This window comes from Pristimantibacillus sp. PTI5, from assembly GCF_048572955.1.
Taxonomy (GTDB): Bacteria; Bacillota; Bacilli; order Paenibacillales; family Paenibacillaceae; genus Pristimantibacillus.
In genome coordinates this window covers 4,205,001-4,227,827 of the sequence record NZ_CP183886.1, presented here as the reverse complement: position 1 = coordinate 4,227,827, position 22,827 = coordinate 4,205,001, and the positions used below count along the sequence as shown (strand labels likewise).

Here is a 22,827-nt window from a genome sequence, read left to right as displayed (position 1 = left end):
AATGAAATATTAATAATATAAATCATGTATGGCTTTCACTTCTTCCCTAACCCGCTCCCGCAGCGCGGTGGGGTCAACGACTTTGATGCGTGAGCCGCAGCTCAGAACGATTTCGAGGGCTGACTCTGCCGATTGGAATTCGACCCGCGCGGACAGCCAGCCCGGCCGCTTCACGGAAGGCTCGCTCATTATTATTTTGACATAACGCTCTCTGGTTAGTCTGGCAAGCAGGCTCTCCTGAAGCTCAATCAGAGCCGGCAGCTTCGGCAGGCTTTGCCTGAACTCGCCTATAGACTGCTCCCAATACGCAGCCAAATCAAAATCAGCCGGGCGCTCGAACCGTTCCTCCAGCATGACGGCATCCTGCAGCCTTGAGATGCGGTATGTCCGCTTCCCGCCGTCTGCCTCGCCGATCAAATACCATACGCTTCGTTTGGCAACGAGACCTAAAGGCTGGACGATTCGTTCGGCTATGCCATCCTCGCGCGGATATTGGAAACGCAGCAGCTTCTCTTCCCACACCGCCTCCTGCACCGTCGCCAAGAACGGCTGTGACTCCTGGACTTGATGCCAGCCCGCTCCGTCGATATGAATTTTTTGCCTCGCAAGTGCCGCGCCCCTGCTTACAGCAACGGGCGCAGCCGCGAGCAGCTTCTGGATGGCGGCATGGTAGTGCTTCGCGATTCCCAGATCATCCAGCAAAGCAGATTGATCCGCCAAAAGGACCGAAACCAGCTCATCCGCCTGCATGCCGGTCAAATTTGTTCGGTAGCCCTCCGCCAAAACCCAGCCTCCGTGCAGCCCTCTCTCCGCATAGACGGGTACGCCCGCCTCGCTTAGCGATTCCATGTCGCGGATGATCGTCCGCTCGGATACCTCCAGCTTCTCTGCCAATGCTTTCGAAGTCATTTTTCCATTATTCTGCATCAGTAATACGATCGCGATCAACCGGCTAGCCCGCATTCCCCTTGCCTCCTCCATCCGTTCATCCGTTTCAAAGTTAATTTCATTCTAGCATGAATATATGACAGGAGCTGTCGTATATCGTTTTGTCGTTTTGGGAGCATTCTTTAAGCAAGGGGCTGCTTATGCAGGAGCGTGCCGTAAAGGCGCATCTCATTACGGCTTATTATGGGGCACCGCTCATGGTGGAGAGACAGAGCGGGTTGATTATTGAAGTCACCGACGGAATCGATTACCGGTACCGCGGAAGCTTATTTTACAGCTTGGCCAAAATCTCGCCCATCCATCTTGCGCTAGCGATGGCAGCGGATTAAAACCGCATGGCGTATCCGCAGTCGCCGTTACGCCGGGCTTTCTCCGCTCCGAGGAAATGCTCGGGTACTTCGGCGTAACGGGAGCCACATGGCAGGATGCCGTGTACAGCGGCAAACCGCATGCCGAGCATTTCGCCCAATCGGAAACGCCTTATTACATTGGCCGCGGCATTGCTGCGCTGGCAGCAAAAAAAGACCTCATGGAGAGGTCCGGGCAGGTGTTCCCGAGCTGGCAGCTGTCCGATGAATTCGGCATCATGGATGTCGATGGCAGACAGCCGCACTGGGGAAATTATGCGAAGCAGCATGGCTTCCTGTAACGTAAACGCTAACCGTTATCCGTTAACGACCTCGCCGCCGTTAATATGCATGATTTGGCCGGACATGTAGCTGGAATCGTCGCAGCCTAGGTAAACATAAGCCGCAGCCAACTCATGCGGCTGCCCGGGTCTTTTCATCGGCGTGTCGGATCCAAATGTCGCTACGGCCTGGTCATCGAACGTCGCGGGAATGAGCGGCGTCCAGATCGGTCCGGGAGCAACGCCGTTTACGCGGATACCTTGCTCCGCTACATTTACAGCCAGCGCTCTTGTAAAGGATACGATAGCGCCCTTCGTCGCCGAGTAATCGATCAGCAATGGATTTCCGCGATAGGCCGTGATCGAAGTAGTATTAATAATGGAACCGGATTCCTTTAGATGCGGCAGCGCTACAATCGTCAGATAGAACATGCTGAATACATTCGTTCGGAACGTAGACACCAGCTGCTCGGACGTAATATCCTCCAGCTTCTGCTGCACATGCTGCTCCGCAGCGTTGTTCACCAAAATATCAAGCTTGCCGAATTCGTTTACCGTCTGCTCGACCACGCTCTTGCAGAACGACTCGTCTCCGATATCGCCGGAGATCAACAAGCATTTTGCGCCTGCTTTCTCAACGATCTCCTTCGTCTTCTTCGCATCCTCATGCTCATCCAAATACACGATCGCAACGTCGGCGCCTTCCTTCGCGTAGGCAATGGAAACCGCTCTGCCAATGCCGCTGTCGCCTCCCGTGATAATCGCCGTTTTGCCCTTCAGCTTTCCTGCCGCTTTATACGAGTCAGATTCGTAGACCGGAAGCGGGTTCATTTCAGATTCTATACCCGGTTGTTGGTTCTGGTGCTGCGGCGGGTTTACTTGTTTTTTCGATGACGAGTTTGGCATACTGGTTCAGCTCCTTATATTTTTTCCGTAAAAGATCTCGTCCATTTCGGTCTTCAATCTTCTCGTAATTTCCTCTTGCTCCTTCACGGACAGCGTATCCTTCGTATAGCCGAACAAATAATTGTTCAGGTCAAATTGCTTCAGCTTGCATTTGGTATGGAACACATTCTCCTGATAAATATTGACGTCGATCATGTCATACAAAAGGCTTTCTTCCTTCGGTATGTAATTCTGAATCGAGTTAATATCATGATCAATAAACAGCTTATGCCCGTTTATGTCGCGAGTGAAACCCCTTACCCGGTAATCGAGCGTCATGATATCGGTATCAAAGGAATGTATCAAATAATTCAGCGCTTTAAGCGGCGAAATTTCACCGCAGGTAGACACGTCAATGTCAGCGCGGAACGTGCTGATCCCTTCGTTCGGGTGGTATTCCGGATACGTATGGACCGTTATATGACTTTTATCCAAATGCATGACGACTGAATCAGGCAGTGGACCTGGCGACTCCTCAAACGAATCATTCGGTCCGCCAGCGACTGGCCCCTCCGATACGAGCAAGGTAACGCTGGCGCCTTGGGGCTCATAATCCTGCTTGGCGATATTGAGCACATGCGCTCCGATAATATCGGATACCGTATTTAAAATTTTGGTCAGCCTATCTGAATTGTATTGCTCGTCGATATAAGCTAGATAAGCTTTGCGCTCTTCCTTCGTTCTGGTATAACAGACATCATACATATTAAAACTGAGTGACTTCGTTAAGTTATTGAAGCCATGCAGTTGAATTCGTTGTTCCGGCGTTAATTTCAAGCGCGCACTCCTCCTTTTCAATAACTACTATTTCCTTTTACCCAAAGACCGATGCGGCCAAACCCTATGCATTATAAAAAAAGCATTTCACGCTCGGTTTTCGCCGAATGCAAAATGCTTTTTCTGCTTGGTTTAATTGAGTTTTTTCAATTCCTTTATACGGAGAATAGGGTCACCCACATAAATTTGCGTCTGAGGCATAACGCCGTCCCGCTGCTTAATTGCAAGAATATTTAATGCATTAACGAGCTCGTTATGCTCCTTTTCCTTCAGTTGAAACTGTACGCCGTATTCAAAGATATCATGCTCCACTTCATTAAACCAAACGATAATGCCATACAGGACATACAGTTGATTAGCAATCTGGGTTTTGAACATCAGCAGAATATCGCTGTTAACCGGCAGCTTAACGCCTACCATAAACCTTAATCCGCCAGGCCCGATATTTTTTATGAGCACCTCCGTGCTTCCGAGTCTAACGCTTCTTCCCTTAAACATGGTGATCGTCATTTCTGCCAACAAACAATGCTTCAGCTCAATCCGGAAATACTTCCTGCGGTTAACGACCGGCTGCTTGCTATGACTTAACGAGACAGGCTTCATCAGTGATTTATTTTTTAATAGCTGCGCGATGCTTTCCGCCTCTACCGGACGGCTGAAATAATAGCCTTGGATTTCGTCGCACCGCTGCTCCCGCAGATAGTTGAACTGCGCCTCGTTCTCGACGCCCTCAGCGACTACCTGCATGTTCAGCTCCCCTGCCAAACGAATGATGCATTGGATGATGCTCTTATTGAACGGCTCCGTCAACATCTCATCCACAAACGACTTATCGATTTTGATCGTATGCAGCGCTAAACGCTTCAATAAATAAAGAGAGGAATAACCAGTGCCGAAATCATCGAGCGATACTTTGATGTTTCTTTTCTTCAGCTCGAGCAGAAGCTCGGTCACGATCTTCTCATTGCTAATAAAAGAGCTCTCCGTTATTTCGATTTCAAGTCTATCGGGGGACAGACCCGTTTCCGCCACGATTTGATCTATCGTCTGCAAAATATTTTGCTTCAGCAGCTGCTGTACCGAGAAATTAACCGATATGGTAATCGGAGGCAGGCCCTTGTTCTGCCAACGCTTGCTTTGCATGCAGGCCTCGCGCAGCACCCATTCCCCAATGGGAACGATGAGCCCCGTCTCCTCTGCGATCGGAATAAATTCAGTCGGCGGCACCAGCCCCCAATCCGGATGATTCCAGCGCAGCAGCGCTTCTACGCCGACGATTTCCATCGTTTGCGCATGCACGCGGGGCATATAATGCAGGAACAGCTCTTTCTTATCCAGCGCTTTGCGCAGGTCATTGCTGAGCGAAAACAGCTTAAACGACTGCACGTTTAAAGATGAAGAGTAAGACTGCGACTGATCTCTCCCTCTGGATTTGGCAAAATAAAGAGCGGCGTCGGCATTTTTCATCAACGACTCCACCGTGCATCCATCCTCAGGCGATTGACTGATTCCAATGCTTGCCGTGACATTCAGCTCAAATTCTTCGACAACTAATTGTTCCTTAATCAAATGTATAATTTGATCCGCCATATCGGTTACATCGCTTAGTCTCTGTACGTTGGCAATAATAAAGGCAAATTCGTCTCCGCCAATCCGGTAGGTGACTTGTCCCTCCCGTTGCTTGCTTTTCAGCCTATGAGCGATTTTCTTGAGCAATGCATCGCCAACCGGATGCCCCAGCGTGTCGTTAATGTACTTGAAGCGATCCAAATCAATCAACAAGATCGCTAGCTTTTGTTTAAAATACTCGCTCACCTTGAGCTGCTTGCCGAGCTGCTCCTCGAACATCCTGCGATTCGGCAGCTCCGTTAAATAGTCATGGTAAGCCAAAAAGTGATTGAGTTCCTCCGCCTTGTTCCGATCCGTAATATCCATAACAATGCCCACAATCGCCTTTTCTCCCATATGAGAAACACGGTTATAATGCACCTCGCAATGAATGACGGTACCATCCCTTTTAATTGCCCGATGAGAAAAATTCGGAAGATACTCTCCTTCCTTAAGCTGCATAACCTGAGATACGACGGCTTCCCGGTCATCCGGATGGACGACCTTCTCCACCTCTAAGCCAACCAGCGTGTCATAGCTTAGCATCTTATTCAACTGATCGTTCGCATAGACGAATCTTATCTTCTGCGCGACAAAGATGCCTACGATAGACTGATCCAAAATACTGCGGTATTTGAGTTCCGATTCTATTAAAGATCGTTCAACCATCTTTTTTTGCGTAATGTCCTTGGCTATGCCATAAATGCCGATCAATTCTTGATTAACGATAATCGGAATGTTCGTTACGTTAACCTCAATGATTTGTCCGCTTTTGGTTATGCCCGTCGTATCGTAATTTTGAGGCGTAAGCGTATTCACAGTGTCTTCAAAATGCAAAATCGTCCGCTCCAAGCACTTTTCTTCCACAAAATGATGGAAACTCCCGTGCATAATCTCATCCCGCGCATAACCAAACATTTGCTCAAGCGATGCGTTGCATGACATAAACTGACCATTTAAGTCCAATGAGAAGACCGCGTCCGGATTATTTTCGAATATGGATTTATAATGCTGCTCTTCGACAGTCAAACGATGTTCTAGGTTTTTGGTTTCCGTAACATCCTGAATCGTGCCTATGGTTAGAGATACTTCATTGGTCTCATCCAGAACAATCGTCAGATTTTCCAAAACATATCTCACTTCGCCGCTTTGGCGGACAATGCGGTACTCGCTGGTGCTCTCTTTCTTTTGTTCGACCGAGGAAAAAAAATGCCGTTTAACCCGCTCGCGGTCCTCCGGATGGATAAGATCAAAAAAGTGTTCCTGGTTCATTACAAAATCCAAGTCCATCCCGTATATGCAAAACATTTGGTTCGACCATGATACTTGATTGCTGCCGTGGTCGAATTCCCAATAGCCTAAATTTGCTATTTTCTGTACGATGTCAAAGCTGTTATCATTGCCGCGATAACGTTTAATATTTTGCTCCATCTATAATATCCCTTCCTATGTATAACGTATGCGGTAACCTGTTGTGTTGCGGAGGAGGATATTAATAATCACTCATCCTTTTGGCAACCCAGCCACCTTTGGACGTTTCCTTTAGGTCTGTTGGCTTTGCGTCATTATCTTTCGATAACTTTGCTATTTACTAGGACTTTTTTCTTATATAAGTATTCCATATAATACGGAGATATTCCATAGCTAATTTTTTGCTATTAAAGCTTCTTGTCAAAGAAACCTCCCGGTTAGGGAGGTCTATTAGGTCGATTATTTTTAAAGGCGCGGGTCGATTTCTTTCTCTTTCGCAACCTCGAACAAGAGATTAGCTGCGGCAGACGTATAACCTTCATGACTCGGTGCAATATCCGCGAACGGAACCGCGAGCATGCTCTGCCCCAGCCTGTATTCATTTAAGGATGTGCGGAGCTTCATCGTAATGCTCTTCTGCTTGATCAGCTTATTGTACTTATGCGGAAAGCGATAATCATAGCCGTATATAATCGACATGTAGTCCTTGTTACGTACCTTCATATAAGGAACCGTATAAGGCTCGGGCATCTCGGGCTTAATGACGACACCTTCCATATGTTTTTCTACCGTTAGCGTTTGGAAATACTTCTCCGCCTGCTTGCCGCTTTCGGGATCGGACAGCGTGAGCGTGATGAAAGAATCATCCGAGAGGAAACGGTACATATCCGATGTCTTCCCATCCGGGAGCGTTTCCCTTCCGTCCGCATAGACGATTTTGAGCAATGAAAAAGGTTTGTATTCCAACTCCCCGGGTTCGGCGTAAAGCTCCAGCTGCTTCTTGTAGGTTTCATATGCCTTTAAATGCTCATCCAGCGGCATATGCTTCTCCAACAGCTCATGGACATGCTTGTAGTTTTGATAGACGGTCTGGCCGTATTTTTCATTCATGGCCGCCTTGCTGAGATGGAACTGGTCCTTCTCGAAACCGCTGGACTTATATTCCTGCGCAAGCTTCGTGAATGCTTCTTCGAACCCGTTCGCCGTTAGAAAGCCCAGCTCGGTTTCGAGCGCCTTCTCAATCGGCTTGAACTGGCGGTCGATTAGTCCTTCGCCAAGCGCCTGCCAAGGCAGCAGTTCTCCGTCAAGGAGCAGCATCGTGATGTCGTTTTCCTTCATATAATTTCCGAATCTTTGCAGCAGACCCGCGTAAATGTCCGACAGGTCGACCTTACTGACTTTGTACCCGTTGCGGCTTACCGCAAAACACCGGTCTGCGTCGGCATGCAAATAAATATTGCATCTGGAACCCATGTATTTCGGCTGAAGTACTACCTCCTTCACGCCGCGCTCCGCAAAATAGTCCAGCCCTTTTTGCAGCGACTCGAGCTCCCTGGCCGCTTCGTCCTTATCCGCCGGCGACATCGTACCGGATATAAAGTTGATCTTATGGTTTGAGCTGTAAAGCAGCCTGCGGGCCGAGTCATCATCCAGCTCCTGCACCGATACCTTGCGCTCATCCTTAAAGAGCGTGAGCAGCTCGTCATCCATCGCCTTATGCGCCGATTTTTGCGATTTGAAAAACGGCTTCGCCGCAAGCATGACCGCGGTCAGCAGGTTGCCGTGCACTGCGCCGGAATCCAAATGGATTTTATTTTTAATCCGAAAAGCGTTTTTGGCTGCAATATGGCCAAATACATGATAAGGCTGGTTCGCTGCCGCGTCTTGTTTCAGGAATAGGAGCTGCTCCTCTAGCGGAGCCGAGCGATCGATCCGGAAATTCCGCTGATGCCTGACCGAGTTCACGTCCAGCTTGCCGATGTACTTGTTCTCGCAGGGCGCATGGGTGACATAGAAGGACGGCCCTCTTTTGCCCACCGATCGGTAAAAGGGCTTGGAAAGCGAGACGAGATGATTGAATCGCCGAAGCAGCTCCTCATCCGCTTTAAGCACCTCCGTTGAATCGAAGTACGCGTGCAGCAGCTCCTCCTCGACTCCTTTAATCTCACCGCGCAGATACTTGTATACGAAGTTTTCGTGGTTGCCTAACACGAACAAAAATTGATCCTTGTTCTCATAAAGGAAATCAATGATTTCCCGCGTGCGGTTCCCCTTGTCAATCCAATCGCCGACCAGCAAAATTTTCGCACCGCTTACCTTTCCCGTTTCAAGCAGCTGATTGCCTTCTATTTGAAAGCCGCAGCTAATGAGCAGAGCCTTCAGCTCATCCACGCATTCATGGACGTCGCCTACGATAATCGTCTTCTGGTCAAGCGGCAAAATAGCGCTCAAATAATCGTCAGCATCCTCGATGATAACCTTGTACTCCGCATTTGCTTGCTTTTCAATAGGCGAATAAAAATCCTTGGCGCGCACTTTATGGATCTTGCCGTACTTTTCCCCGGAGAGCGCGCCCAGCACTTCCTTGCGCAATCGGTTAATATGGCTCGTAATCAGCTTCTTCGAGCGCTCCGACGCATAATAATCATCCCGCTTCCGGTAGTCGAACAAAATAACCTCAAGGTTATAGTTGTTATCCTTTGCGATCTCCCGCACCTTCGCCCGGAAATTGTCCGCCAAGCCCGTCGTATCGACCACGACAAACTCGGCATTGACCGGATAGGTCGTCACGAGGCGCAGCTTCTCGAACAAAAGCCGGAAAGCCTGCTCGCTCGCCTCAAGCATTACTTGATCGTATTTATCGTAAGCAGCGCCCAGCAGCTCCTGCCGGATGCTGTCAGAGGAAATGTACTGCACATTGGCATTCACGCCTTTAAGCTCATCGCGAAACCGCAGCTGCGGCATCAGAACCTCGTTCGCAAATGTCGTCTTCCCGCATTCCGTCGAGCCAATCAGCATAAAAATCGTATGGACTCTCGTTCTTATCTCCATTTCGGCTATTCCCTCCATTTCCTCAATATCGCGCCCTGCGTCGTTTGAACGCCGTTTACGCCGTCACCGACCGCAACAAAGTCGCATACTACGTTTTGCGCTTTAACCTCTTCAAGCAGCCATTCCTGAAATGCCGTTCTTCCGAGCTCCCATTTATGATCATCATGCCGGAAATCGGTTAGCTCGTAATAAGCATTAAATTCCGCATTGGGAGTAGTTAGCACAAAATAGTCGAAGTCGATATGCTCGCAAATTTGCCGGATAAGCGATCCCGCTTCCTCGAGGCTCATGTGCTCAATCACCTCGGTCAATACAACATCCACCTGTTCCCCGTTGTACGCCTCCAGAAAGCGGTCGATGGAAGGGAAGGTCGCGATGTTGTCCAGCTCCTTCGCTTTCGCCTTCCGCTGCACGATCTCGAGCAATGGCTCCTCAATATCGATCGCATAGTAGCTGGCATCGATCTTGGAAGCGAACGGAATCGCATAAAAACCCTCGCCGCAGCCGACGTCCACGATCGATTTATCGAACGGGAGCACACTTCCGATATAGCTTCTCCGCTGCTGCGCCGTTCCCCCGAAGGCAAGCTGGATGGCGTAACGGTCCGTCCGCTCCAGCTCTTCCTTATACTTCTTGAATCGCTCTCTCGAAGCCAGGAAGTTGCGGGAAAACAAGCTGCGAATATAGAAAGGCGCATCGATAATTTGAATGCTCTTCACGTATTTGATCAAAATATCATCGGAAATATCAATATATTCGTCGCTGAACATGGATAGGAACAAGCACAGCACGCTGACGACATGCATAAGCTCATACAGCGATTTCCGCGTTTTTATCGTGAGCGAATAGCTTTTGTGCACTTGATGCACCGCTTCAAACGTATAATCCGTCAGATGCTTCCCGAAAAAATCAATATACCGAAGCAGCTGGATATGAATCATATTAATGTAAAAGGTATGCTCATATTCCTCCGTGTCACTGGTATGCTGCGCCTTGAGCGGCGACGCAAAAAATTCATTGATCGCTCCCAGTACGAAGAGCGGCGTGTTGTACCTTGACACATTGAGATATTCGAATTGATCCTCTCTATGCTGCTTGTAAGAAACCTCATTGTCAGCGTCCTTAAAATAAACATTGAACGTTGCTTCATCCGAATACCAGCCGTAAGCCATCCCTTTGCGGACGGCGCGCAGCAGCATGCCGGTTTGCGGATTTTTTCTAATGACGAACGAAAAGCTCGGATTCGTCGATTTCAATTGCACGATAGCCATTCTGACCTTCCCCTTGCCTCTAAATTAACAACCTGAATCTTTAACGCCATACTTCGTTTAACGCGCTGCGGAACAGCTCGTCGAGCTGTTCGTCCCGCGTTCCCTCGCCTTGTCTTAGCGCAGAGGCCGTCTGTTCGAAATGAGCCATCCGCTCCTCCAAATAGTCGTTAATGGCGTAAAGCCTTGGCTCATAATCGAGCTCCTCCCCTGCCTTCTTGCGTCGCAAAAGCAGTTCAACCGTGGCCCTAAGCACACTTCCTCTCGGGATGAGCGCATCCATTAAATGGTCAAATTCGATCGGCGGCATCGTATTGTAAGTCTCAATCCATCCGCAGGCCAGGATCGGCCTCAGCACGTAAAAGTATTTTTTAATTTTCACATGCTCGCCCTGCAAGTAATCCCTGTAATTTCCCTTTGCCATATTGAGGTAATGGTACATGCATGACTTAGGCGAGAAAGTGAGCGGGGAGATTCCGCGGATTTGCGCGGCCACCGTGTATTTGGTGTAATACGGAATCGGCGATTGCAGCCATTCCAGCAGCGGGGGATTGGATTTGCGGAACAATAGAAGCGCTTTTCTCAGGTCCCAGCCGTTAATATCCAGCAGATTGCTGATCGGACGCTCGATGACGTCTCTTTTATCAAAAATGGATAAATACCATTCGACCGGCCTGACGTAGATAAACCGGACATCGTAATCGCTGTCCTTGGAAGGAAAGCCCCATGCCCTGCTGCCTGATTCGCATGCATAAACAATCCGGACCTGCTCCTCCTGCTCGATCTTATGCAGCTCCATTAAAATATCCGTATGTATTTTGTTCATTTTACCAGCTCCTTTCTTTCACAAAAAAAGACCATGGACTATTCGTCCATGGTCTTGAAATAAGGAAAATCAGCGCATCCGCTCACATGATCGCAGCGCATGGCTCCCCTTACGTCAAACAACGGGTCCGATGGGTACAGCTATTTTCTTTTTGGAGACGTAAATGGTTTAATTGGCTATTTTCAAAAAATACCTTTTCTTCTAGATATTGATTTACCATTCTCCCCGGACCCCCTTTGTTCCTTTATTTTAAGTTCCTTTAACTGCAGCCAGCGGCTTGCATTTGGCAACAACCTGCGCAAGTCCTGCTCCAACGACGCTTTCGATGATTTGATCTACATCCTTGTAGGCCATAGGCGATTCATCAACCAGAGACTCCATCGAGCGCTGGTTCACGACGATTTCATCATCCGTTCCTACGCGCATCGCCGCCGCAGCCTCTTCTACCGAAACCAGCTGCTTCGTCGCATTCCGCGAACGGATTCTTCCCGCTCCGTGACAGATCGAATAATGATTCGCTTTCCCTTCCGGGCTGCCGACCATAATATACGACGCGGTTCCCATCGAGCCGGGAATAAGCGCCGGATGGCCCGTGCTAAGGTAAGGCTCCGGGTTATCCGGATGCCCTGCCGGAAGCGCCCTTGTCGCCCCTTTGCGGTGAACGAAATAGGAATGCCCATCCTGCTTCTCCTCCCATGCATAGTTATGCATAAGATCATACAGCGTACGCAGCTCGAATTTCGGGCCGAATAGGTCCTTTCCGGCTTCTCGGACGGCATAAGCAATCAAGTGGCGGTTCACGACCGCGTAATTTAGCGCGGAGTACATCAAATTCACGTAGTTCTGGCCGAGCGGATGCGAGAGCGGCGCATACAGCAGCTTCGGATCAGCCGTTCCGAGGCCCTCTTGCCGCATCATTTTTGCAATATCGGTGCCGCAATATTGGCTGACCGCCCCGCCCCAAGCCCGGGAGCCGGAATGAATCATAATCACGACCTGGCCGTCGTATAAGCCCCAAGCCTCAGCCATTTCCCGGTTTTCTTCAGCAATCTCGATCGCTTGTATTTCCACGAAATGATTGCCGCCGCCCAGCGTGCCAAGCTGGCGATGCGCGCGATGCCAAACCATCTCCGGAAACTTATCCAGCACCTCGTCGTCAAAATAAAACTGGCTGCTCTCCACATGCGTGAGCGAGGTCGCTTTGCGCGGCGTATAAGCATCCGGAATATATTTTTTCGGCAGGCCGTGCAGCCCCTTCTTCACAACATGCTCCAGACGAATGTCGGAGAAATGGCCTCTCGCATGCTCTTCGGCAGGCAGGTACTTCTCGATCGCCCGAACGAACTTCCGCCGCAGCTTAACCTCCTTCAGGTCATCTTTATGGAGGCTCGTAAGCTGAACGCGCATCCCGCAGCCAATATCGCTGCCAACGATCGATGGGGATACGAAGCCGTCAGCGGCATTCCACACCGCGGTAGTGCCAATGCAGGTCCCTAAGCCCACATGCACATCCGGCGTATAGCTCATATAGACCTGCTTCGGAATTTGCAAATTGTTGTTCGCCATTTCAAACACTTTATAGTCCAAGGACGCGAATAGCTCCGGTCCTGCATACACATGTACCTGCCCTGCTGGCAGCTGTACTTTTTGGTAAAAATTTTCTTTCATAAACGGTAATCTCCTCATGATCAAATGAACACAAAAAAGCCATGGACCTCAAGATGTCCATGGCTTTGCTTGCGCCTTTATTCCCTAACCCTTGCAGCGCATACGGCTTGCTAACGATTAGAAAACAGTCATAGGCCCCGCAGAGGCCGATGAAATGGACTTGCTATATAAAGCTGCGTATAATTCTAAGTTTTGTTCATGCATTGTCATCGGCCTCCCTTCATTTGATTTACATCATAATAATCCCAATAACCAACATCTGTCAACCACTTTATAAAAATCCCAAATTCAGCAGCCGCCTGCGCCGTGCCGTGCGGCCCATCCTATTTGCAATGAAAAGTATGCTATGATTTAAGGAAACCCCTACGATAAAAGGAGAAATGATCATGGTAGCTCTCACGAATGAGCCGATTGCAAAAGCGGAAATGCTGATTAGAAAACCGGTCGAAGAGGTTTTTCAGGCTTTTATCGATCCCGCGATCACATCGAAATTCTGGTTTACCAAAGGCAGCGGAGTACTGGAACCCGGAAAAACGGTCCACTGGGAATGGGAAATGTACGGCGCTGCCGCGGACATCGCTGTCAAAGAGATCGAAGAAAACAAGCGCATACTCATTGACTTCGGCTACACGGTCGAGTGGATCTTCACTTCCCGGGCAGACAATGAAACCTTCGTCACGATCACAAGTTCGGGGTTTGCCGGAGATGCGGATCAAAAGGCCGAGCAGGCCGTTGATGCGATGGGCGGCTTCACGATGGTGCTCTGCGGATTAAAAGCGCTTCTTGAGCATGGCATCCTCTTGAATCTCGTATACGATAAGGCACCGGACGCCCACGTTAAACGTTAAGAATATAAAACAGGTGCAGCCAGAGACTATTTACAAGTCCCTGGCTGCACCTGTTTTCACGATTGTTTATTATAAATGAGCCAATAAGTTCGCTCTTACTTCAGCCAGCTTCAAATCCCGAACCAGCTTCCCATCTTCAAACACAACCTCCAGCAGATCCTCCGCTTTGCGCGCCTCATACTCCGCAACGCTTAGATTATCGGTATAACCAAGTTTTCCGTCCTGCTCGGTAACAAGAACCAGGCCCGTTTGCGACTTTTTCACGCCGTTGTCGGTTATGGGATCCTTAAAGATTTTGCGCTCCTCGCCTTCCACGATGGTAAACGTCGATTTCAAAGCAAAGCCAAACGTATCGCGCGTGTTGTACTGGTAGGTAAACGAACCGATTCCGAATACCATATTCGTCGAAGCAAAGCCTTTGGCAGCCAGCCTTTCGCAAATTTCGCTGCAGCGCGAAATCGTAATCGCATCGCCATAAATCGCTCCAATGTGGCTGTCGAGCTGCTTGTAGCCCTTTTCGGTGACCGTGCCTCCAAAAATATCCCAGAGGATTTCGATCACGCCCATGCGCTCGAATTCGCTCTCCCCGTCCGGGTCTCCGCATATGATTTTGACCGGATCTCCGCTGTCCGGACGAATGACCACCTTGCCGTCCCTGCTCATAATATCTTCTTTTAAGCCGCGGATAACCACATCCAGCACGCTCCATAGATCCCACGTATCCGAGACGATCGAGACGAAGCCGCTAGGATATACCTCTTTGATCAAATAACGATACGATGCCATCTCGTCACGGCCGTGCGCGCACATCACGCTGTGCTCCGTTGCCGGGATCGACGTACCGACCAATTCCGTCTCGATATTGGCGTTATAATAATTTTCCAAATAGAAAATGGCTGGTATCGTGTCGGTTCCCGTAAACGAAAGCAGATGCCCCGCGCTGCTGCCGAGCGCCGACTCGAGCGCGCCCATGCCCCGCATCGAGAAATCATGGCCTTGAAACGGAACTCCCGCACTGTCTCCATTTGTTTTAAGCGCGTAGGCCTCCAGTATTTTGCGGTATTCGAATGCAAGCGTCGCACTCGTAGCCGGCATCCACAGCTGGCACGACATCAACGTCTCCAAATAGTTCGTCAGCCAGAAAAACTCCGGTTTCGTATTCTCGATGGTCAGCATCGGTACTCTTACGGGCACTAATGCGCCTTCCTTTATCGCTTTGATCCTGATCGGCAGGTAACCAAGCGTATGCAGCTCCTCGATATGCGAAGCATCGGGCTCCGCCTCGCCAAGCGCATGCCGGATAAGCCTTTTGTATTCGGCGGCAACCTCATCTTTCGGTCTGGCAAAGAAATGCTCGTTAAAATAAGCAATCAAATATTGTTTAATAAACGATTGGAAGCCGAATGCCACAATCTCGTTTATGCCTTCCAATCGGCTGGTACGCGCAGTCCAAGTCGAGTATACGAGCTCGGTTCCTTTCGGATATTGGTTTTTGTGGCTCACCTTGTAAAAATCACATAGCAGCGTTGCGGGATAAACGAAGGTTTGAGTCATTTTAAAGGCCTCCCATTTCATATACGTGAATTTTTTCATGCCCGGCTTGACTGAGGATGGTGTCGGTCGTATAGACTTTATCGATAAGATCGGATTCTAATATTTTCCCTTTATAAATCGAATTCTCGCAATGCCCGACCAGCAAATAGATTTGCGAAGCGCCGATCTCCTTCAGCTTCTCCGCGCTAAGCATAAACGTTCCGCCATAAGAGCAAAGATCATCCACGATGATTGCTTTGAAGCCCGTACGCTCTACATTTCCAACTACCTCAAGGCTCTTGATTTGCCCCGTCTGGAAGTCTCTCGCCTTAAAGCCTACCAATTGCTTATAGCCCTGCACCTTGCTGTACCGCTTCTGCGCCCCGGCATCCGGAAAGAACAGATAATCCTGCTCCGCCTGGAAACCTACCTCTGCTGCAACCCGCTCAAGCAGCTGGATCGTCGGATATTTCCCGATGCTGCGGTCGATCAGCGCAAGCGACACATCCGAATGCGGCTCAATAATCGTGACGGATTCGAAGTTTAGGCTGTTAAGGAAAGCAGCCGTATATTTTAACGTAAATGCGGATGTCCCTTCCACTCGGTCCATTCGGCTGTAAGGCAAATAATAGACGGTTAACGTACATTTGACTCTCCGGTCATCGAGATAGCTCTTAACGAACATGAGCTTCACAAGATCTCCGTCATTCTCGTACTTCCATGCGATAGTGTTGAAATCCGCCATATGCGTAAGAATCTCATCTCCGTTAATGAGCGTCTCCCCGTTGGGAAACTGCTTCAAGCCAAGCTCCACTCCATTAAACTTCAGCATGCCGTCACTCTCCTCGTAAGCCTTCAGCTGTAGATAGACAACTGGGGCTCTTCCTTCGTAAAACGGTACAATTGCGCTGCCCGCTGCGAGTACTGCTTGGATTGCTTAGGCAATCCGTGCTCATCTGTTGCTTCCTCGATAATCGTGCTGCGGCTTTTCGTTGACGTAAGCTTGCGGATAAAGTTCGGCTCCTCGAAATCCGGAACAACCGTCTGAATCACCTGATACAGCTCGCTTAGCGTAAAGTCCTCCGGCAAAAATTCCTTAGCGATGGTCGTGGTAAGCATCTTCTTGCGAATGCCTTGCAGCGCATCGCTCAATATTTGCTTATGGTCGAAGGCAAGGTCCATCTGCAAAGCTTCCTCGACCGTGAACAACCGCACATCCGAGGCATCAACCGCCGCTGCCCTATGCGCTAACGCCCGTTCATTAACGAGCGCCAGAAAAGCATGCGAGATAATCCAGCCTCGCGGGTCACGTCCAGGTGCGCTGTACACATTAAAATATTCAATGTGAACGTTATCGACCGCGGTCTCTTCCTGCAGCTCGCGTGCCGCGCATTCGTATACGGTCTCGTTCTCCTTGGTAAAGCCTCCCGGCAGCGCCCATTTCCCTTCGTAGGGCCATATGTTCCGCTGAACCAGCATCACGCGCAGCTCGCGGGTGGGCAATGCCTTCTTCGTTGACAGCTTTTCCGTCGAAACGATTGTAAAGATGACGATATCTGCCGGCGCACCATCCGGCGTGCGGTAACGGCTTGCGGAATAATTGGATTCATTTTCGACCATGATTGCCGCTCTCCTGATCAAGGTTATTGTTTCGATTTGATATTATCATAATGACATTATTGAAAAGCATTGTCAATGCCTTTTTCCAAAAATAGGCCGCTCATCATTTGGATTCTATTTTATCCGCAGGATATACAAGGCCGATCTGCTTTCTTGCCTCATCCATAATCTCCAGCGTGATCAACGAATTCTCATATGTATTGACGGAGGATTCGGTTTGGCCGGCTTTAATCAGCTCCATAAATTCCTTAGCCTCATAGTACATGGACTTAGGGTTTGTCGGCTTGGAAATATCCTCGGATGTTCCGTTGCGATATTGGATTTCTACCTTTCCTGCCTCGCTGATTTTATCAATCACAATGCTTCCGCTCTCCCCTTGAATCTCGGATGGCAGCGAGGAATGGGTGATCTTCGAGTACATGACGACGGCATCCATGCTGGCATATTGCAGCACGATGCTGCCCTCTCCGTCCACGCCCGATTCCAGCATCACGCCGGTAGCTTTAACAACATCCGGCTTGCCGAATAAGGCTACAAGCGGGTACAAGCAATAAATGCCAAGATCCATCAGCGCCCCATTCGAGAACACCGGGTTAAAAGCATTAAGGACGTTACCCGCCTTGTAAGCATCGTATCTGGAGGAATATTGGCAGTAGCTTGCAAAATAGCGCCGCACCTCTCCCAGCTTATCCAGATTCTGCTGCACGGCCTTGAAACCGGGAAGAAACGTCGACTTCAGCGCCTCCATCAGCAGTACGCTATTTTCTTTGGCCGCCGCAATCATCTGGCGCATTTCATGCGCGTTCGAAGCGATCGGCTTCTCGCAGAGCACATGAACGCCGTGCTTCATGCAAGTAATCGCGTGCCCCGCATGGAAGGAGTTAGGGCTTGCGATATAAACGGCGTCAATTTGGCCGCTGGCCGCCATTTCTGCCACGTCCGTAAACGATGCTGCGATCTGATGCTTCGCCGCGAAAGCAGCTGCCGTTTCCTCCGAACGGGAATACACAGCCGTTAGAGCGAAATCCTCGACTTCACGCGCTGCGTCGATAAAAGCTTCCGTAATCCAGTTCGTTCCGATAACGCCAAATTTAATCATTGTTTTCTCTCCTTGAACAATTTTATTGGATAAAGATTTAATCTCATAAATGGTTAGGATATAAAATCCGCTTCTGCTTATTATAGCCATCCCAGGGACAGCCTGTCCAAAGGCTGGCGCCTCTATTTTTGACTTGCCGGTTCTTTTGTATTAGTATTTGCAATACAAATAATACTTTGTTGCAAGGGGTGATCCGATGATTTTGAAGCTTGATTTCAACTCTGACATACCGATCTACGTACAACTCCGCAACCAAATTGTCATCGGAATTGGCGTAGGCGGGCTCGATTATGGCGAAAGGCTGCCTACGGTCAGGCAGCTCGCAGATGATCTGGGCGTCAATGCCATGACGGTAAACAAAGCGTATGCCATTTTGAAAGCCGAGGGTTACATATCCATTGACAGGCGGCGCGGCGCAAAGGTTTGTACCGTATGGAACAAGCAGGCCGGCTTCAACAGCAAGCTCGAACGCGAATTAGAGCTTGTCATTTCGGAGGCCAGCCTTAAGGGAGTCGGGCAAGAGGAGTTTATGCAAATTTGCTCGAATATCTTTACAACCGCAGCCAGCAAAAATCATCCCCTAATAGAATAGGAGACTTTTTATGAACAATTTTTATTTCGTTATTCCAGCCGTAATTGCTTATATCAGTATTCTTGTCCTGTTTCTAAAGCAAGCCGTGCCAAGCAATCAAATTTTATTTGGCGTCACGCTTCCTTCGCATGCCTTAGAGGATGAAGCGATGAAGCAGCTTCAAGCCGAATATAAAAAATCATATACCATCTACGGATCCGCCATGCTGCTATCCTTGGCGCCGTTTTTCTTTCTCGGCCATTATTTCTCATTATCGCTAATTTATATGATCATTTGGTTTGCCGCATTTCTTTACACGTCAAAGCTCCCCTTCAACAGCATCCATTATAAAGCCGCCGCGCTAAAACGGGAAAACGAATGGTTCGTTGGCGAGAAACGAATGATTCGAATCGATACCAAGGTCACGCAGCTAAAAAAAGCGATGATCGTATCGCCATACTGGTTTCTTATTCCCGCTCTGCTATCCATCGTCCCCATTCTTGTATCCTTTCAGAACAAAGATACTCTCTTAAAAATGACCGGGATCGCTTCGCTTGCGATGACCGTCGTCCTGTACGTCATTTACGCTGCCTTCGGCAATATGAAAACAAAGGTTTACAGCGAAAATCACGATATCAATGCCGCGATTAACCGCGCAGCACGGCGCTACTGGTCGATGCTTTGGCCGATTCTCGCCATTTTCGAGAGCATCAACGCTTATGTCGCCTATCTGATTTTGACTAATGTAAGCTCGTTTAGCTTCACGCAGTGGATGATTGGCATAGTGATGGTATCGCTAGTCCCGCTCGGCTGCATCTTCTATGTCCATAACAAGATACGCGCCCTGGAGGAAAGCCTGGCAGCGACTGACGGGGAGGCTGTTCCCAGCGATGATGACGGCTACTGGATTAATGGCTCCACTTATTACAACCCGGATGATAAATCCGTAATGGTCCCCAAACGCGTGGGCATCGGTACGACTCTGAATATGGCCACGCGTGGCGGCAAATGGATTCAATACGGCGGAATGGCGTTGGCGCTTCTTATCATCCTTCCGCTTGCCGCATTTGCCGTCCAGTCTGATCACACATCGCCTGCTCTGACCATTGCGGACAGCGGAATCGTATCGATTGACTATCCTTTGTATGATTACAGCTTCAATCTGAGCGACGTAAAAGAAATTACGCTGGAGGAGGAGCTGCCGAGCGGCTTCAGGACGAATGGCACGGCGACGGCGGAATATGCTCGGGGCAATTTCTCCTTAGAGAAACTGGGAGCCGCCAAGCTGTATGTATTCAAAAATTCGCCGCCCTACATTTTCATCCAATTAGAAGACAAAATCGTCGTATACAATGACAAAGACGCAGCCAAGACGGAAGCGCTCTTTAACGAGCTCAAGTCACGCCTGACTCCATAATGCTGCGAACTAGAAGAACGCCATAGCACTGCAAGCTAAGAGGAGCTGGCGCCATATACGAAATGCTCAAGCGTTTCCAGCGATTGCTCGTTTAGGTTTTGGGAGTTGTCAAAATAAAGCACGGATGCCGCTGGAATGCGCCACTTGAGTTCTCGCTTCGCTAGCGAGGATTGGCTGAACTCGCTCCAGTTATCCAGCTTGTGCTGATCGAGAATCAATCCCCTGTGCTTGATCCGCTCGTAGTGGAGCTGCTCGTCCTGGAGATAAACGAATACGACTTTTATCTCGACATCCGATAAGGAGGCCCCTATTGATGAGAGCTCATGCTCGATCCAATCCGGGGTCTCCGTTTCTTTTGTAAACGGCCCAATCACAAAGATTTCCCCGCCATTTGCAATATTCTCAAGCGCCGCATCCATCGTAATGCGATAACCCAGATCACGGCATAACGCTTTGTAGCTGCTGGAATCCCGGTCGGTTGGATCCAGTCCAGCCTGCGTCATGAGCGCCTCCGCTGCCGGCCGCAGCACCGTATCCATGTCGATTACGGCAACGCCCCGTTTCCTCGCTAAAGCCTTCGCAAGCGTAGTCTTGCCCGCACCTGCCCCGCCTACAAAAAACACAAGTTTACGCATAAACCCTCCTCCTTCAACGCTTTATCTTCATTCTTAACTTGTACAACCGGTTACCCACTAATATCGCCAACTCTCGGCTACTCCTTCTTCTTATCCCGTAACCGCCGTCTTTCTCCACTCTTAGGAGCAAATAGCTTCAAATTTACGCTTTGCTAGGATCTTTGAAATTAGATGGAATTTCTCCCGCTAATGTAGTGTAATTCTAGATAATGAGTCAATTAACAGGAAAAACTCCTTCTAATTACCCTTTTACCCCTGCTTCCGAGTGAAATCCCTATAATTAACGGGAGATATTCCATCTATTATAAATCATATATTCTTTTCAAGATAATTAGATGGATATTTTCCTTCTAAAATATGACCCAGCATAAGCCTTCAGCTGGAGCGCCTTCTTCTGGAGGTATTCTGACCTAGATACTACATTTATCCCTCTAAATACATAACAAAAAAACACCTCGCAGTGCAAGGTGTTTGGAATAGTTAGAATGGAGCGGAAGACGGGAATCGAACCCGCGACCCTCGCCTTGGCAAGGCGATGCTCTACCGCTGAGCCACTTCCGCATATCATTTTATCGACCGAATCTTTGTCCTATCATTTCGGCGACAAGAAATATAATAACATTTTGACGAATAACATACAAGTGTTTTCTAAAAAATAATATTTAATCATGTAACAAACGTGGCGATAATTCTTCTATTAAACCCGCTGAGCTTGTTTAAATCGAAACTCACCCGCACTTATCCCCCTATGCGTTTTACAGCGATTTTACTTTTCCGGTTCTTCATAACTCCTTAATAACGCATGAGCATATGATAAATCGGACTAATCGAGCAGTAATGGCAGCTTGTCCCGCAATCAGATCATACCCCAAATAATACCATATCGCAATTCACACAATAGTAACTGCATCTCAGAGGAGCAAAATCAAAAACTCCTTCAAGAAATAAAACCAAATCCATAACCCATCCTCAAAAATAAAAAAAAGCCCCCGCTAAGCAAGGACTCTTTCTTCGTATGATGCGCGTAGAGGGACTTGAACCCCCACGGTCGCCCGCTAGATCCTAAGTCTAGTGCGTCTGCCAATTCCGCCATACGCGCGCAATTATAAAATTCCAGCCGTTTAAAGAAAATGGCTGGGGATTCAGGGATCGAACCTGAGAATGACGGAGTCAAAGTCCGTTGCCTTACCGCTTGGCTAATCCCCAACATCTATTTTTCGTGCACTTTTGTTAAAATGGCGGAGCTGACGGGATTCGAACCCGCGGTCTCCTGCGTGACAGGCAGGCATGTTGGGCCACTACACCACAGCTCCATATGTATGCTCGGATAAATCCGAAGGTAAAACCAAGGTTTGGTTGCGGGGGCAGGATTTGAACCTGCGGCCTTCGGGTTATGAGCCCGACGAGCTACCGGGCTGCTCCACCCCGCGTCAATTGTTGCTTATAATCAGAACAAACGCCACTTAGTCGGACGTTTACTAATGTAAACATTAGCAGATTGCGCCCTGAAAACTGGATACGAAAGTCAGGTTTGCTGAAACCTTTTTAGCTGCTGTCTGCCGGATGTATGGGTCCATGCAAACGTTTTAGGATAAGCCCTCGACCGATTAGTATTCGTCAGCTACACACATTGCTGTGCTTCCACCCCGAACCTATCAACCTCGTCGTCTTCAAGGGGTCTTACATACTGGGAAATCTCATCTTGAGGGGGGCTTCACGCTTAGATGCTTTCAGCGCTTATCCCGTCCGTACTTGGCTACCCAGCGGTGCTCCTGGCGGAACAACTGGTACACCAGCGGTACGTCCATCCCGGTCCTCTCGTACTAAGGACAGCTCCTCTCAAATTTCCTGCGCCCGCGACAGATAGGGACCGAACTGTCTCACGACGTTCTGAACCCAGCTCGCGTACCGCTTTAATGGGCGAACAGCCCAACCCTTGGGACCTACTTCAGCCCCAGGATGCGATGAGCCGACATCGAGGTGCCAAACCTCCCCGTCGATGTGGACTCTTGGGGGAGATAAGCCTGTTATCCCCAGGGTAGCTTTTATCCGTTGAGCGATGGCCCTTCCATTCGGTACCACCGGATCACTAAGCCCGACTTTCGTCCCTGCTCGACTTGTAGGTCTCGCAGTC

General features: G+C 49.1%; 16 protein-coding genes, 5 tRNA genes, 1 rRNA gene, 1 pseudogene and 1 riboswitch (1 of these 24 cut by a window edge). Of the genes and pseudogenes, 4 read left to right on the top strand and 19 right to left on the bottom strand.

Translation table 11 applies throughout. The features are described 5' to 3' along the window. Nucleotides 1-9: 9 nt before the first annotated feature. Nucleotides 10-963 (bottom strand): helix-turn-helix transcriptional regulator, encoded by a 954-nt coding sequence (locus ACN6MW_RS18840; RefSeq protein ID WP_419871582.1) that lies wholly within the window; start codon nt 961-963, stop codon nt 10-12. Between the two features lie 89 nt (nt 964-1,052). On the opposite strand from ACN6MW_RS18840, the pseudogene ACN6MW_RS18835 reads away from it, so the two are divergent. Beyond that, a pseudogene (locus ACN6MW_RS18835) lies at nt 1,053-1,597 on the top strand (SDR family NAD(P)-dependent oxidoreductase); the annotation flags it as partial. Nucleotides 1,598-1,612: 15 nt separating this feature from the next. On the opposite strand, the gene ACN6MW_RS18830 reads toward ACN6MW_RS18835, so the two are convergent. The 7 genes from ACN6MW_RS18830 to ACN6MW_RS18800 all read right to left on the bottom strand — a co-directional run bounded on the left by ACN6MW_RS18830 (nt 1,613) and on the right by ACN6MW_RS18800 (nt 12,970). Next, a complete protein-coding gene (locus ACN6MW_RS18830) occupies nt 1,613-2,482 on the bottom strand; it encodes an SDR family oxidoreductase (protein WP_419871581.1) in 870 nt (289 codons plus the stop codon). A 6-nt stretch (nt 2,483-2,488) separates the two neighbouring features. After that, nucleotides 2,489-3,298: an adenosylmethionine decarboxylase gene (speD, locus tag ACN6MW_RS18825; protein ID WP_364154207.1), complete on the bottom strand. Its 810-nt coding sequence runs from the start codon at nt 3,296-3,298 to the stop codon at nt 2,489-2,491. Nucleotides 3,299-3,430: 132 nt separating this feature from the next. After that, the gene (locus tag ACN6MW_RS18820; RefSeq protein ID WP_419871580.1) at nt 3,431-6,337 is read right to left on the bottom strand and encodes an EAL and GGDEF domain-containing protein; all 2,907 of its coding nucleotides are present in this window, start codon (nt 6,335-6,337) and stop codon (nt 3,431-3,433) included. A gap of 79 nt (nt 6,338-6,416) precedes the next feature. Further along, nucleotides 6,417-6,502, bottom strand: a riboswitch (cyclic di-GMP riboswitch). A gap of 120 nt (nt 6,503-6,622) precedes the next feature. After that, nucleotides 6,623-9,208, bottom strand: coding sequence for a metallophosphoesterase (locus ACN6MW_RS18815; protein ID WP_419871579.1), 2,586 nt, complete (start codon nt 9,206-9,208; stop codon nt 6,623-6,625). Nucleotides 9,209-9,213: 5 nt separating this feature from the next. Next, nucleotides 9,214-10,479, bottom strand: coding sequence for a methyltransferase domain-containing protein (locus ACN6MW_RS18810; RefSeq protein WP_419871578.1), 1,266 nt, complete (start codon nt 10,477-10,479; stop codon nt 9,214-9,216). Between the two features lie 40 nt (nt 10,480-10,519). Further along, nucleotides 10,520-11,302 (bottom strand): nucleotidyltransferase domain-containing protein, encoded by a 783-nt coding sequence (locus tag ACN6MW_RS18805; RefSeq protein WP_419871577.1) that lies wholly within the window; start codon nt 11,300-11,302, stop codon nt 10,520-10,522. 249 nt (nt 11,303-11,551) lie between these two features. Next, complete coding sequence (locus ACN6MW_RS18800; protein WP_419871576.1) at nt 11,552-12,970, bottom strand: RtcB family protein; 1,419 nt, start codon at nt 12,968-12,970, stop codon at nt 11,552-11,554. A gap of 386 nt (nt 12,971-13,356) precedes the next feature. On the opposite strand from ACN6MW_RS18800, the gene ACN6MW_RS18795 reads away from it, so the two are divergent. Then, entirely contained in the window at nt 13,357-13,818 is a 462-nt protein-coding gene (locus ACN6MW_RS18795; RefSeq protein WP_419871575.1) for an SRPBCC family protein, read from the top strand. Nucleotides 13,819-13,887: 69 nt separating this feature from the next. On the opposite strand, the gene ACN6MW_RS18790 is transcribed toward ACN6MW_RS18795, so the two are convergent. From ACN6MW_RS18790 to ACN6MW_RS18775, 4 genes are all read right to left on the bottom strand, one after another. Further along, a complete protein-coding gene (locus ACN6MW_RS18790) occupies nt 13,888-15,372 on the bottom strand; it encodes a nicotinate phosphoribosyltransferase (RefSeq protein ID WP_419871574.1) in 1,485 nt (494 codons plus the stop codon). Between the two features lies 1 nt (nt 15,373). After that, nucleotides 15,374-16,183, bottom strand: coding sequence for a ribose-phosphate pyrophosphokinase (locus tag ACN6MW_RS18785; protein WP_419871573.1), 810 nt, complete (start codon nt 16,181-16,183; stop codon nt 15,374-15,376). Nucleotides 16,184-16,206: 23 nt separating this feature from the next. Next, entirely contained in the window at nt 16,207-16,971 is a 765-nt protein-coding gene (locus ACN6MW_RS18780) for an NUDIX domain-containing protein (protein WP_419871572.1), read from the bottom strand. Nucleotides 16,972-17,074: 103 nt separating this feature from the next. Then, nucleotides 17,075-18,070 (bottom strand): Gfo/Idh/MocA family protein, encoded by a 996-nt coding sequence (locus ACN6MW_RS18775; RefSeq protein WP_419871571.1) that lies wholly within the window; start codon nt 18,068-18,070, stop codon nt 17,075-17,077. Between the two features lie 196 nt (nt 18,071-18,266). Between ACN6MW_RS18775 and ACN6MW_RS18770 the strand changes: the two genes are divergently transcribed. Both ACN6MW_RS18770 and ACN6MW_RS18765 read left to right on the top strand, forming a co-directional pair. After that, nucleotides 18,267-18,662 carry a GntR family transcriptional regulator gene (locus ACN6MW_RS18770; RefSeq protein ID WP_419871570.1) on the top strand — a complete coding sequence of 132 codons (396 nt, stop codon included), beginning with the start codon at nt 18,267-18,269 and terminating at the stop codon, nt 18,660-18,662. A 10-nt stretch (nt 18,663-18,672) separates the two neighbouring features. Then, nucleotides 18,673-20,058 carry a DUF5808 domain-containing protein gene (locus ACN6MW_RS18765; RefSeq protein ID WP_419871569.1) on the top strand — a complete coding sequence of 462 codons (1,386 nt, stop codon included), beginning with the start codon at nt 18,673-18,675 and terminating at the stop codon, nt 20,056-20,058. 35 nt (nt 20,059-20,093) lie between these two features. On the opposite strand, the gene ACN6MW_RS18760 is transcribed toward ACN6MW_RS18765, so the two are convergent. The 7 genes from ACN6MW_RS18760 to ACN6MW_RS18730 form a co-directional block, all read right to left on the bottom strand. After that, a complete protein-coding gene (locus ACN6MW_RS18760) occupies nt 20,094-20,693 on the bottom strand; it encodes an AAA family ATPase (protein WP_419871568.1) in 600 nt (199 codons plus the stop codon). Nucleotides 20,694-21,179: 486 nt separating this feature from the next. After that, nucleotides 21,180-21,254, bottom strand: a tRNA-Gly gene (locus tag ACN6MW_RS18755). Between the two features lie 458 nt (nt 21,255-21,712). Continuing rightward, a tRNA-Leu gene (locus ACN6MW_RS18750) sits at nt 21,713-21,792 on the bottom strand. A 32-nt stretch (nt 21,793-21,824) separates the two neighbouring features. Further along, a tRNA-Gln gene (locus ACN6MW_RS18745) sits at nt 21,825-21,899 on the bottom strand. Nucleotides 21,900-21,929: 30 nt separating this feature from the next. Beyond that, nucleotides 21,930-22,006 (bottom strand) — tRNA-Asp (locus ACN6MW_RS18740). 40 nt (nt 22,007-22,046) lie between these two features. Further along, nucleotides 22,047-22,123, bottom strand: a tRNA-Met gene (locus ACN6MW_RS18735). A gap of 157 nt (nt 22,124-22,280) precedes the next feature. After that, nucleotides 22,281-22,827: ribosomal RNA gene (locus ACN6MW_RS18730) — 23S ribosomal RNA — on the bottom strand; it runs 2,389 nt beyond the window's last position.

Bases quoted from the DNA above. Each gene is read 5' to 3' on its own strand.
- ACN6MW_RS18840 (WP_419871582.1), bottom strand. From the start codon at position 963: ATGCGGGCTAGCCGGTTGATCGCGATCGTATTACTGATGCAGAATAAT.
- ACN6MW_RS18830 (WP_419871581.1), bottom strand. From the start codon at position 2,482: ATGCCAAACTCGTCATCGAAAAAACAAGTAAACCCGCCGCAGCACCAG.
- ACN6MW_RS18820 (WP_419871580.1), bottom strand. From the start codon at position 6,337: ATGGAGCAAAATATTAAACGTTATCGCGGCAATGATAACAGCTTTGAC.
- ACN6MW_RS18815 (WP_419871579.1), bottom strand. From the start codon at position 9,208: ATGGAGATAAGAACGAGAGTCCATACGATTTTTATGCTGATTGGCTCG.
- ACN6MW_RS18810 (WP_419871578.1), bottom strand. From the start codon at position 10,479: ATGGCTATCGTGCAATTGAAATCGACGAATCCGAGCTTTTCGTTCGTC.
- ACN6MW_RS18805 (WP_419871577.1), bottom strand. From the start codon at position 11,302: ATGAACAAAATACATACGGATATTTTAATGGAGCTGCATAAGATCGAG.
- ACN6MW_RS18800 (WP_419871576.1), bottom strand. From the start codon at position 12,970: ATGAAAGAAAATTTTTACCAAAAAGTACAGCTGCCAGCAGGGCAGGTA.
- ACN6MW_RS18795 (WP_419871575.1), top strand. From the start codon at position 13,357: ATGGTAGCTCTCACGAATGAGCCGATTGCAAAAGCGGAAATGCTGATT.
- ACN6MW_RS18790 (WP_419871574.1), bottom strand. From the start codon at position 15,372: ATGACTCAAACCTTCGTTTATCCCGCAACGCTGCTATGTGATTTTTAC.
- ACN6MW_RS18785 (WP_419871573.1), bottom strand. From the start codon at position 16,183: ATGCTGAAGTTTAATGGAGTGGAGCTTGGCTTGAAGCAGTTTCCCAAC.
- ACN6MW_RS18780 (WP_419871572.1), bottom strand. From the start codon at position 16,971: ATGGTCGAAAATGAATCCAATTATTCCGCAAGCCGTTACCGCACGCCG.
- ACN6MW_RS18775 (WP_419871571.1), bottom strand. From the start codon at position 18,070: ATGATTAAATTTGGCGTTATCGGAACGAACTGGATTACGGAAGCTTTT.
- ACN6MW_RS18770 (WP_419871570.1), top strand. From the start codon at position 18,267: ATGATTTTGAAGCTTGATTTCAACTCTGACATACCGATCTACGTACAA.
- ACN6MW_RS18765 (WP_419871569.1), top strand. From the start codon at position 18,673: ATGAACAATTTTTATTTCGTTATTCCAGCCGTAATTGCTTATATCAGT.
- ACN6MW_RS18760 (WP_419871568.1), bottom strand. From the start codon at position 20,693: ATGCGTAAACTTGTGTTTTTTGTAGGCGGGGCAGGTGCGGGCAAGACT.